This is a genomic window from Pantoea sp. Cy-640 (genome assembly GCF_011752635.1).
GTDB lineage: Bacteria > Pseudomonadota > Gammaproteobacteria > Enterobacterales > Enterobacteriaceae > Pantoea > Pantoea dispersa.
Genome location: NZ_VWXB01000004.1, coordinates 88,929 through 101,419, shown reverse-complemented (window position 1 = coordinate 101,419; position 12,491 = coordinate 88,929). Strand labels below are relative to the sequence as shown.

Annotated in this window: 7 protein-coding genes; 3 read left to right on the top strand and 4 right to left on the bottom strand. The window is 58.1% G+C overall.

Translation table 11 applies throughout. From position 1 onward, the window contains the following. Positions 1 to 69: 69 nt before the first annotated feature. Both abgT and F3J36_RS11955 read left to right on the top strand, forming a co-directional pair. On the top strand, positions 70 to 1,590 hold the full coding sequence (gene abgT, locus F3J36_RS11960) for a p-aminobenzoyl-glutamate transporter (RefSeq protein WP_058759275.1): 1,521 nt from the start codon (positions 70 to 72) through the stop codon (positions 1,588 to 1,590). 186 nt (positions 1,591 to 1,776) lie between these two features. Next, positions 1,777 to 3,186: an MFS transporter gene (locus tag F3J36_RS11955; RefSeq protein ID WP_166719775.1), complete on the top strand. Its 1,410-nt coding sequence runs from the start codon at positions 1,777 to 1,779 to the stop codon at positions 3,184 to 3,186. A 139-nt stretch (positions 3,187 to 3,325) separates the two neighbouring features. Here the strand turns inward: F3J36_RS11955 and F3J36_RS11950 are convergent, their stop codons facing one another. From F3J36_RS11950 to F3J36_RS11935, 4 genes are all read right to left on the bottom strand, one after another. Further along, a complete protein-coding gene (locus tag F3J36_RS11950; RefSeq protein WP_166719774.1) occupies positions 3,326 to 6,829 on the bottom strand; it encodes an Ig-like domain-containing protein in 3,504 nt (1,167 codons plus the stop codon). Between the two features lie 198 nt (positions 6,830 to 7,027). Next, complete coding sequence (locus F3J36_RS11945; RefSeq protein ID WP_166719773.1) at positions 7,028 to 8,347, bottom strand: cytochrome c; 1,320 nt, start codon at positions 8,345 to 8,347, stop codon at positions 7,028 to 7,030. Positions 8,348 to 8,358: 11 nt separating this feature from the next. Next, positions 8,359 to 10,143, bottom strand: a complete 1,785-nt coding sequence (locus F3J36_RS11940; RefSeq protein ID WP_021507807.1) for a GMC family oxidoreductase — start codon at positions 10,141 to 10,143, stop codon at positions 8,359 to 8,361. 2 nt (positions 10,144 to 10,145) lie between these two features. Continuing rightward, complete coding sequence (locus F3J36_RS11935; protein ID WP_058780874.1) at positions 10,146 to 10,883, bottom strand: gluconate 2-dehydrogenase subunit 3 family protein; 738 nt, start codon at positions 10,881 to 10,883, stop codon at positions 10,146 to 10,148. 294 nt (positions 10,884 to 11,177) lie between these two features. Here F3J36_RS11935 and sbmA point away from each other — a divergent pair, with 294 nt between their 5' ends. Beyond that, on the top strand, positions 11,178 to 12,413 hold the full coding sequence (sbmA, locus tag F3J36_RS11930) for a peptide antibiotic transporter SbmA (RefSeq protein ID WP_021507809.1): 1,236 nt from the start codon (positions 11,178 to 11,180) through the stop codon (positions 12,411 to 12,413). Positions 12,414 to 12,491: the final 78 nt, after the last annotated feature.

The following is a 12,491-nucleotide window of genomic DNA, read 5'->3' as shown; positions in this document are numbered from 1 at the left end:
CAGTAAATAAAAAAATAAAAAATAACAGCCCTTCCGGGCATGCAAATACAACATGACGAGGATCTACCGATGGAAGTGATGACCGAAAATCGCAGCCCCGGCAAGCTGTTCAGCTGGATTGAGCGGGTCGGCAACAAAGTGCCGAACCCGTTCTTACTGTTTGTCTACCTGATCGTGGTGCTGATGATCGCCACCGCGCTTCTCAGCAGCCTCGATGTGGCTGTTAAAAATCCGGCCAATGGCGAACTGGTGCGGGTCAATAACCTGCTGAGCGTGGCGGGCATTCAGTGGATCCTGCCCAACATCATCAAAAACTTCAGCGGCTTCACCCCACTGGGCTCCATTCTGGCGCTGGTGATCGGGGCCGGGCTGGCGGAAAAAGTCGGCCTGCTGCAGTCGCTGATGGTGAAGATGGCGTCGCGCGTCAGCCGTCGCTACGCCAGCTATATGGTGCTGTTTATCGCGTTCTTCAGCCATATCTCTTCCGACGCCGCACTGGTGGTGATGCCGCCGCTCGGCGCGCTGATCTTCCTTGCCGTCGGGCGTCATCCGGTGGCGGGCCTGCTGGCGGCGATTGCCGGCGTCGCGTCGGGTTTTACCGCGAATCTGCTGATCGTCACCACCGACGTACTGCTCTCCGGCATCAGTACAGAGGCCGCCAAAGCGGTCAGCGACACGGTCCACGTCAGCGTGATCGATAACTGGTTCTTCATGGCCAGCTCGGTCATCGTACTGACTGTGGCCGGCGCGCTGCTGACCGATAAATTTGTCGAACCGCGCCTGCCCGTCTGGAACAGCGGCCATCACGATCGCCTGCCACCGCTGACGGCGCAGGAGAATCGCGGCCTGAAGGCGGCCGGTCTCGCCGCACTGGTGTTCATCGGCGTGATGGCGCTGCTGGTGGTGCCGGAGCATGCGCCGCTGCGCAACCCGAAAACCGGCGGCATCATCCCTTCGCCGTTTATTCAGGGCATCGTGCCGATCATCATCCTGTTCTTCTTTGTGGTGGCGATTGCCTATGGCGCGGTGACGCAGCAGATTCGCCGCGCTGACGACATCCCCCGACTGCTGGTGGATCCGATGAAGAGCATGGCCGGCTTTATCGTCATGGTATTTCCGCTGTCGCAGTTCGTGGCGTTCTTTAACTGGAGCAACATGGGCAAGTTTATGGCCATCGGCCTGACCGATATGCTGGAGAGCGCCGGCATCAGCGGTGCGCCGGCCTTTCTCGGCCTGATGTTCCTCTCGGCGTTTCTGTGCATGTTTATCGCCAGCGGCTCGGCGATCTGGTCGATCCTCGCGCCGGTGTTTGTGCCGATGTTTATGCTGCTCGGCTTTCACCCGGCGTTTGCCCAGATGATTTTCCGCATCGCCGATTCCGCCGTGCTGCCGCTGGCGCCGATGTCGCCGTTTCTGCCGCTGTTCCTCGGTTTCCTGCAGCGCTATCAAAAAGACGCGCAGCTCGGCACCTATTACGTGCTGATCTTCCCATATCCGCTGGTGTTCTTTGTGACGTGGATCGCGCTGCTGCTGGTGTGGTATCTGCTGGGCCTGCCCATCGGTCCGGGCGTTTATCCGCATCTGCCCTGACCTGGCGCCATGGACGGCGTACCGCTTTCTGTGAACTGCAACGCACGTTGCCAAAATGTCACCGCTGCGCCTCTCGGCAACCCCGGACGAATTGATTATTCTGCTATTTCTTCGCTTGCTAACGGTTAATGATTTCTGACAAACCACCACCGGGCGGATCCTGCAAACACCGAGGTAACAATCATAATGACAACCACCTATTCGACAGGGGTGGCGACCGATCGCATCGCGACCGAACGCCAGACGCTGGCCGGGCGCATCGACGCTCTGCCCTCTTCCGCCGGGCTGTGGCGCTTTATTACGCTGCTGGCGCTCGGCGGCTTCTTCGAGCTGTACGATCTGTTTGAAACCGGCTACATCAGCGCTGGGCTGGTCGCCGCAGGCGTGTTCCACACCGGCACCGCTGGCGTGTTTGGTATCGCCGATCAGGCGGCGTTCGCCTCGGCGACTTTTCTCGGCCTGTTTGTCGGTGCCAGCCTGCTGACGCCCTATGCTGACCGCTTCGGCCGTCGCCTGACCTTTATGTGCGCGCTGGCGTGGTACGGTGCGTTCTCACTGCTGATGGCGTTCCAGCACAGCGCGGAGATGATTATTCTGTGCCGCTTTCTGGTCGGAATCGGTCTGGGCGTCGAGCTGGTGACCATCGATACCTATCTGTCGGAGTGGGTGCCGGCCCATCTGCGCAGCCGCGCGTTTGCCTTCTCTTTTTTCATTCAGTTCCTGTCGGTGCCGACGGTAGCGCTGATGTCATGGTGGCTGGTACCGCAAACCCTGCTCGGCCTCGAAGGCTGGCGCTGGGTCGTGATCGCCGGTGCGCTGTGCTCGCTGGTGATCTGGTTTATCCGGAAAAACCTGCCGGAGTCGGCGCGCTGGCTGGCGCAGCAGGGGCGGCATCAGGACGCGCACCGGGTGCTGAGCGAGATGGAAAAACGCTGCGGCATTGCGCCGGGAAACGATTTCTCTCAGCGTGATGCGGCGGTACAGCTGCCGAAAAAAGGGCGTTTTAGCGAAATCTGGGCACCGGCTTATCGCCAGCGTACGCTGATGCTGGTGGTGATGAACTTCTTCCAGGCGATTGGCTTCTTCGGCTTCGGTAACTGGCTGCCGGCGCTGCTGTCCGGTAAGGGCGCCACCGTTACCCACAGCCTGCTGTACGCCTTTTTCATCACGCTGGCCTATCCGCTCGGCTCGCTGATCTGCAGCCGCTACGCCGACCGGCTGGAAAACAAATGGCAGATCGTTTTTTCATCACTGATGACGGTGGTGTTCGGCACGCTGTTCGCGCTGACCAGCAACCCGCTGCTGATGGTGGTGTGCGGTTTCCTGATCACCTACAGCAACGCCTGGCTCACCTTCAGCTATCACGCTTATCAGACTGAGATCTTCCCGACGCACATTCGTGCGCGCGCCGTCGGCTTCTGCTATTCATTCAGCCGGCTGTCGACCGCTTTCAGCAGTATTCTGATTGGCCTGATTCTGCAGTATGCCGGCAGTCAGGGAGTGATCGTGTTTATCGTGCTGAGTATGCTGATGGTGATGCTGTCGGTCGGGATTTACGGGCCGAAGACACGGGGGCTGGATCTGGAGAACATTTAAACCGGATGGGCGCAGGGTGAGCGGCGGCCGGTTTAGCCCGGCAATGCGCACTCTTTGGAGCGGCACGATTCATCGCGCGATAAATCGCGCCGCTACGTCCTGGTGCAAACTTTTGGGGGCGTTTCCGCCCCCGCCAGATTTACACCAGTTCGGTTTTCACCCCTTCCTGGATCAGCACGTCGGCATCGACGCCGCTGTGGCTGTAAACCTGATATTTCACGCCAGCCACCGTGGTGCTGCCCTGCTGTTTCACCCAATCGCCCACGTCACCGCCGTCGCCGAGGATGTCATCCAGTTTTACCACGTCCTGCGCATCGCCTTTGATCAGCAACTGGGTTTTGCCGTCTTTCACGAACAGATCCTGACTTCCAACCTGCAGGATATCGTCAACCGCTACGCTCAGGACGTTTTTGCCGTGACCCGTCATATCGATGGTGCTGCCCTGCTTGCCCTGCGCCAGCACATCGCTCAGGGAAACGGCGAATTCATCGCCCAGGGTGATGACGGCAGGAACATCAAAGGCGGTGATACCGACATGATCATCATGCATGCCCCATTCAACGTCACTGATGCGCACGCCGCCCGGATTGTTCACCGAATCCACTTCTGCCGGATTGACGCGCACCACGGCTGAACCGATCAGCTTACCGGCCGGGGCGTGGTACTCGACAATGTCGCTTCGCAGGGTGCCAGGATGCGCCTTCAGCTCATAGCTGTGCAGCAATTTACCTTGCGTGTCATAGAAATCGATGTAATTGCCTTTGCTGTGCACATAATCCGATTTCAGCACCACTTTCTCCGCCACGCCGTCGAAATCCAGCTTCATCTGGCCGCCACGGCCAACAATGATTTCGCCATGCTTCAGCGTTTTTTGCTCGCCGCCGATATTCGGTCCTTTAATCAGCGTCATTTTCAGACTGTCGTCGATGGTATAACTGACCCCGGTTTTAAAATCGATATAGCGCGGATGACCGTTAGCGTCTTTCACCAGATCAGGTTGTCCACGAACCCGGCTGATTTCTTTAACCCCGATGTTGTCGATAGCGAAATCGTTGCCGTTACCGTTATTAACCTCATTGGTTACCGCCACGCGAACCACTTCTGTTTTGCTGGCGGTATACAGTCCGCTGAAATGATTCCAGGCAGCATCCAGCCCCATGTTGGGAATCACTTTCTGTCCATTAACGTCCAGACCGATTTTCGGTTTCAGGCTACCGCCAGGAATACGGTAGCCATCAAAATCGAACTGGTAGGTTTTACCCGCTTCAACCTGAATATAGCGATAAACCACTTCTCCTTTGAACCCGTTGGTGTTTGAACCGTTGGTCATGGAACCCAACTCATAAGAGGAATTGCCTGCGCTCCAGCGCTTAACCGCAATGTTGTCATTTTTGTGATACAGACCGCTGGCGATCCAGCCCTGCTGGGTGCCGTCGTTGAAATTCCACAATAACCCCTTGTGATCGACCTTTGGCGGATCGACATTGATCTCCAGCAGAAAGGTTGGCGCATTCACATCACGAATGGCGCTATCACTGACCTGAAATTGCGTCAGTCCTTTCCACGGCGAGCGATCGTAAGACTGGTAGCTCCAGTTACCCGTAGCATCCGCTGTGACCGAGTCCATTAATACCCAGTGGCCCTCAATATGGCAGCCGAAAATGTACACCACCTTATTGGGTGCAGACGTGCCTTTCAGGGTTGGCGTCATATCATCGGTGATATCACCGCTTTTCAGCTGGCCCTGCTTTGGTCCGCTATCATCCCATGCAGAAATAATCTCCGTCTTGCCGGAGATAATCGTCAGGTCGAAAACGTCGGCGGCGGCGTCACGCACCGGGCTGTCTGACACCTGGAACTCGTATTTGCCAAAGCCGCCGCGTAACGCACGCACTTCGCTTTGCCAGTGACCATGAGCATCCGCAACGGCGCTGCCGAGCGTCACCCATACCCCGTTCACGTGACGGGCATAGATATAAACCACGCTGTTTGCTGCAGCATGGCCTTTCAGCGTTGGCGTCAGGTCATCAGTGACATCGCCCTGATGCAGCACGCCGGTCTGCGCGCCAAAATTATCCCAGGCAGAAACGATGCCGGGTTTTTCCGGCACCATGTTGAGACTGAACACCTCGGCGCTGGTGTCGCGATCAAAAGTTTTGGCAGCCTGAAACTCATAAGTGCCGTATCCCCCGCGCAGCGCGCGCACTTCCGTTATCCAGTTGCCCCAGGCATCGGCCTTAACGCTGCCTAATACCACCCAGTGGCCATCAATATGCCGCGCATGGATATACACCATGCTGTTGGCTTCGGCTTTGCCCTGCAGCGTCGGTGCCATGTCATCGGTGGTGGCGCCGTTGATTAATTTGCCCTGCTCGGGCCCGACATTATCGTGCGCCGCGTTGATGGTGGGCTTCAGGCGGGTGCCGTTGTCTGACACATACAGGTCGAACAGCGGCGCAGCGGGATCGCGCGTCGGGCTGTTACTGGCCTGGAAGTGATACGGGCCGGCACCGCCATCCAGTCGGGCGATTTCCACCTGCCAGTGGCCAAAGGCATCCGCCTGGGTGCTGCCTTTCAGCCACCAGCTGCCGTTTTCGCGTGTGGCATACACGTAGACGATACTGTTGGCTTCCGCCGTGCCTTTGAGCGTGGGGGTGAAGTCATCGGTCAGCGCGCCGTTTTCCAGTTTGCCCTGTGCCGTGCCAAAATTATCCAGCGCATACTCAATCTTCACCGGCGCGGTGGGCACCACCGTATAGGTAAACGGCTCGCTCGCATCGCTCAACTCACCACGGTTATTTTGCGCGCGGGTAGTAATGGTGTTTTCACCGTAGCCCAGCAGATCAACGTTGCTCTCCCAGCGCCACTGCCCGTCAATCACCGGTGCCACGCCGACGCGTACCCCGTTGACGTAGATGATGACGTTTTCTGCGTCCAGCGGCGCGTTGCCGCTCAGGCGCGGGCTACGATCGTCGCTTGCGCTACCGGCTTTGATCACACCGGTGTTCACCCCTTCATTATCATAGACTTCAAGCAGCTGCGGCTTATCGATGCGCGGCGAATTGACGTAAAGCGTATAGACCGGGGAATCAAAACTGACCTGACCGAATTTATCGGTGGCGGTGACGTACAGGCGCTGTTCACCGTCACTCAGTTCCGGCGTGATGGTCCACTGACCATTTTTCGCCGCCTGCACGCTACCAATCAGCACGCCGTTGCTGTACAGGCGGACAATGCTGTCCGGCTCGGCATAACCGGAAATGGCTGGCGTTTTATCATCGGTAAAGCCTTTGTTGCCAACCGGGCCCTGCACCGGTCCGAAATCATCCAGTACGCGCATAATCGCCGGCATATCGGGCGGGCTGAGATCGACCTCCAGCCGTGTCTGAACCGGAATCCCGGCGTTGCCGGCCCGGTCGAAAAAGCGGATGGTGAGATTATGCCCACCTTCCTCCAGCCGCAGCGGCAGCTGATACTCCCAGCTACCGTCCGCGTTTACCTGCGTAGTAAAAAGCTGGCCGTTAATGGCAAATTCGATATAGCTGACGCTCTTATCTTCAACCACCCCTTTCCAGTACTGATAAGGTGAATTGACGAAATTTTCTTGTCCCGGTTTGGTCGGGTCGTAATAGCCAACTGACATAGGGTCATCCTTTTCGCTAAAGTTAATATCGTTAAAGTAACGCTTAATAAGCGGCAGGGATTTTTAAACGTGGGGGAAGAAATCTCTTACAAGAAACGTCTGAAAGGAAAATCGTAAAATAATGAATTTTAGTGGGATTTTTCGCACCCCTCAGGTCATGAACCGCGTCATGACCTGAAGGTAATGCTTAAGACAGGCTTACTGCTTTTCCAGCACCCGGATATCCGCGCTGCCCTGTTTTGGCTGCACGCTGTCATCCTGGCGCAGTTTCGCCACCTGTTTCGCCGTGACTTTGGTCTGCACGCCGTTGCCCCAGCTGCTGCGGATAAAGTTCACCACATCCGCCACCTGGCTGTCGTTCAGACGCCAGCCAAACGCCGGCATGGTGATCGCCGTCGGTGCGCCTTGCACGACCGGCAGCGTGCCGCCGACCAGTACGATGTGAATCAGCGACGTCGGATCCTCTGCCATCACCACCGGATTCCCGCGCAGTGCCGGATAGAAGCGTTGATAGCCGCTGCCGTCGGTTTTATGACACGCCGCACAGCTGTCGACATACACGCCGGCACCCGGCTGGCTGTCGTCACCTTTCCACAGCGCCCGGGCCACTGCGTCATCCTCACGGAACACCGCCTGAGACGGATCTTTCGCGCCGAGCGATTTCAGGTAACGGGCAATCGCGCTGATATCCGCATCGCTGAGATACTGCAGGCTGTGCTGCACCACCTCGGTCATGCCACCAAACGCCGCCGTGTGATCGTTACGGCCATAGCGCAGGAACTGCTGCAGATCCGCTTCGCTCCAGCGCCCCAGACCATCGCGGTTGTCACCGCGCAGGTTGCTGGCGGTCCAGCCGTCAATCGGCGCGCTGCTGCCGGCAAGGTAATCATTGCCCTGGCCGTTATTCAGCGCCTTCTCCTGCATAGTGAAGCTGCGCGGCGTGTGGCAGGCACCGCAGTGGCCCAGTCCTTCCACCAGATAGCGACCGCGCGCCAGCGCCGGATCTTCCTGCGCGGCCGGCTGGAACGCCTTCACATCTGGCGCAAACAGGCCGCGCCAGATCGCCAGCGGCCAGCGCATCGACAGCGGCCACGGAATGTCGCTCTCTTTGTTAGCCTGTGCCACCGGTGCCACGCCGTGCATAAAGTAGGCATACAGCGCCTTCATGTCGTCATCGCTGACCACCGCATAGGACGGATACGGCATCGCCGGATAGAGCGTGTCGCCGTTTTTCGCCACGCCATGACGCACCGCTTTCTGGAAGTCGTCATAGCTGTAGTCACCAATGCCGGTTGCCTTATCCGGCGTGATATTGGTGGAGTAGATGGTGCCAATCGGCGTCGCCATCGGCAGGCCGCCGGCAAACGGTTTGCCGCCTGCGGTGCTGTGGCAAGCGACGCAGTCACCGGCGCGCGCCAGATACTCACCGCGCTGCACCAGCGCATCGGCAGCGGTGTCCTCCGCCAGCGCGGCGAACGACAGGGTGCCCAGCAACAGGGCTGTTAAACTTTTGATCATCGCCATGTTCCTTATGCCTGTACCAGCGGGCCGGGGTTCTTCAGATACTGTTCACGAATCGCTTTAGCGGACCAGTAGCTCAGCGCCGCCACCATGCCGGTGGGGTTGTAGCCCAGCCCCTGCGGGAAGGCAGAAGCGCCGGCGACAAACACGTTAGGCACATCCCAGCTCTGGAGATAGCGGTTCACCGCGCTGGTTTTAGGATCTTCGCCCATGATGGCGCCGCCGCTCATGTGCGTGGTCTGGTACACGGTAGTATCGAAATGGGCACCCGGCCCTTTCGCGCCGCCAATGATCATCTTCGGATTCATCGCTTCGGTGATTTTGCGCATCTTGCCGATCATGAACTGCGCCATTTTGATGTCGTTGTCCTGCCAGTCAAAGGTCATACGCAGCAGCGGCTGGCCGTAAGCATCTTTGTAGTTGGGATCGAGATCGAGGTAGTTAGCGCGATACGACTGGTGCGCACCGTGCGCATCCATCGACACGTGATGGTTATAGGTATCCGCCACCGCCGCTTTCCACTGGCTGCCCCAGTTCGGCGTGCCTGTTGGCGTCGGCAGGCCGGAGATCGGCTTGGTGCCCGCCTGGTTGACCCAGAACGGTGAACCGCCGACAAAGCCGTACGGACCATGGTCAAAGTTATCGGCGTTGTAATCATCCACCGCCACGCCCGCGCCACCGGCACCGATGAACGGATTGGTGGTGGTGTTTTTATCAAACAGCGCCTTCAGCGTGGAGATGTTCTGATAGGCAAAGTTACGGCCGACCACACCCTCGTTGCTGATAGGGTTGTACGGCTTGCCGATGCCGGACAGCAGCATCAGATGCACGTTGTGGAACTGGAAGGCGGAGAGGATCACCAGATCCGCCGGCTGCTCCACTTCACGTCCCTGACCGTCCAGATAGGTGACGCCGGTCGCGCGTTTTTTATCGTCGGTCAGATTGACGCGCAGCACATACGCGTTGTTGCGCAGCTCAAACTTCGGCTCCTGGCGCAGCGCGGGCAGAATGTTAACGTTCGGCGACGCTTTGGAGTACATGTAGCAGGCGTAGCCGCTGCAGTAGCCGCAGAAGTTGCACGGCCCCATCTGCGCGCCGTAAGTATTGGTGTAAGGACCGGAGGTGTTGGCCGACGGCATATCGTAAGGGTGATAGCCCACCGATTCCGCCGCCTGGGCAAACAGCTGGGCCGACCAGGTGCGCTTCTGCGCGGGCAGCGGGAAGTCGCTGGAGCGATCCGGCGCATACGGGTTGCCGCCTTTCTCTTTGCCCACCACTTTGCCCTTGATTGACCAGGCGCTGCCGGAGGTGCCGAACACTTTTTCCGCCTGATCGAAGAACGGTTCCAGCTCGTCATAGCTGACGCCGAAATCCTGAATGGTCATGCCTTCCGGGATAAAGTTTTTGCCGTAACGCTGCTCGTAGTGACTGCGCAGATTCAGCTCGACCGGGTCGACGCGGAAGTGCACGCCCGACCAGTGCAGGCCGGCGCCGCCGGTGCCGGTGCCCGGCAGGAATGCCGCCAGCTGACGATACGGTACGGCGGTTTGTGAGGCATCGTGACGGATAGTTACGGTGCTTTTTGACAGATCCTGGAACAGCTTTTTGCGGATGTTATACGTCAGTTCATCAATGGACTGTGGATAGGATCCATCCGGATAGGTATCGCGATGCGGCCCGCGCTCCAGCGCCACCACATGCAGACCGGCCTCGGTCAGCTCTTTCGCCATGATCGCCCCGGCCCAGCCGAAACCGACGATCGCCACATCCACTTTTTTTAACGCATTTGCCACGGTTACGCCCTCTCGCCGCGAATATCAACTGACGGGAACGGATAACGTTCGCCGCGCTCTACCCAATCCATAAAGTCGGCGCGTGCGCCAGGGAAGCCGATCAGCTTCCAGCCCACCATGCCCTGATTGCCGCCGTGGATCGGATCGCTGAAGTAGCCCTCGCGGGTGTTTTGCAACAGAAAGGCGAAGAAGGTTTTGGCCGGCACCTGCGGGAATTGCGCGCTGCCGTTTTCGAAGGCGCTCAGCAGCGCGTCCTGCTGTGTGGGCGTCAGCTCAGCAAATACCTTGCCGTGCTGCTGTTTGCTCCAGCCATCGGCATCGGCCAGGCCGAGACGGTAGATCTGCTGCGGCACCAGCGGCAGTTGATAGCCGAGCTCTTTTGGCAGATCCGGATTAAACGGTCCCTGCATATACCAGTTGCTGCCGGTGGCATACGGCGTATTCATCTGGCGATCGATAAACTCCGGTACGCCGGCTTCCAGCGCGCCAGGACCACGTTCATCGTTGGGGATCAGGCGCGCCACGGCGGCTTTGATGAAGGCAAACTCTTCGGCGGTAAACCACACCGGTTGATACTCGCGCGCCTGCTGCGGCGCAGCGGCCGACGACGCTGCCGCACCGGCGGCCATTGGCGCGACCAGTGCGCCCATCGCCGTACTGCCTACCGCCATTGCCGGCGCCAGGGTAATGGTTCTCAGCAGGAAATCCCGGCGAGTGTGACCCTTTTTTTCTTCTGACATGACATTGCCTCATTACCGCATATAATGCGGCATGAAAGTTAAGTAGTTGCGTTGTAATGATTTTTATTGGCGTTTTAAGGGATACAGCAAGACTGTTACCGGTAACAGTTGACGTAGTGTAACACCATCGCCGTTAATAATTTAGTTTCCCGAAACAAATGAGCACAAAAAACTTAACAACTAACTCTGCCGCTTTACATAAATGCGGCGATGCTGTCATCGTCGGATACAACCGACAACAGACAGATAAATGCCGGAAGCGGTATAAAGAGTACACACAACAGCGGAGTGCCTATGTTTAAGTCCTATTTTCCGCGGCCGGCGCTGTTTTTCAGCTCGGCCGCGATTTGGAGCCTGATTGCCATTTTTGCCTGGTTTGGCTTTTTCAATGATTTTCCGGCGCGCTTTCCCGCTTTGCAGGCGGCGATGCAGCAGCCGCTGCCGACCAACGCCAGCCGCTTTATCCACGCCAGCCAGCTGTGGTTTTATGCCTATTACTGGATCATGGGCGGCGCCTTTGCGCTGGTGTGGCGCATCATCGACAACCATCCGTGGCAGCGCTGGTCGGTATGGGGATCGTTACTGATTATCTTTGTCACCTGGTTTGGCGTGCAGGTTGGCGTCGGCGTTAACGCCTGGTATGGTCCGTTTTACGACATGATTCAGCAGGCGCTGACCAAAGCTGGCTCGGTGAGCATCAATCAGTTCTATGTGCAGGTACTGGCGTTTCTCGGCATTGCGCTGATCGCGGTAGTGATCGGCGTGATGAACTCGTTTTTCGTCAGCCACTGGGTGTTCCGCTGGCGTACCGCGATGAACAACTACTACATGCATAACTGGCAGCGCCTGCGTCTGGTAGAAGGTGCCGCACAGCGTGTGCAGGAAGACACCATGCGCTTCGCCAGTACGCTGCAGGACTGGGGCATTAGCTTTATTCAGGCCATCATGACGCTGGTGGCGTTTCTGCCGGTGCTGGTGACGCTATCGCATCACGTGAAAGAAGTACCGATCCTCGGCAATATCCCTTATGCGCTGGTGATCGCCGCGCTGCTGTGGTCGCTGTTTGGTACCGCGCTGCTGGCGCTGGTGGGGATTAAACTGCCGGGGCTGGAGTTTCGCAATCAGCGCGTGGAAGCCGCGTACCGTAAAGAACTGGTGTACGGCGAGGACGATCCGCAGCGCGCCGCGCCGCCTACGGTGCAGGAGCTCTTCAGCCGCGTGCGTCACAACTATTTCCGCCTCTATTTCCACTATCTCTATTTCAACATCACGCGCATTCTCTATCTGCAGGTGGACAATGTGTTCGGGCTGTTCGTGCTGTTCCCCTCGATTGTTGCGGGCACCATCACGCTGGGGCTGCTTAACCAGATCACCAACGTGTTCGACCAGGTGCGCTCCTCCTTTCAGTATCTGATCACCTCGTGGTCCACGCTGATTACGCTGATGTCGATCTATAAACGTCTGCGCAGCTTCGAGCAGATTCTGCAGGATATTCCGCACGACGAGATGCTGCGCGAAGCCTCGGAGTAAGCGGAAAAGCTCGGCGGCAGAAGCGCGCGCGACTTCAGCATCACTCCGGACAGTCCCCTCTCCCGCCCGCGGGAGAGG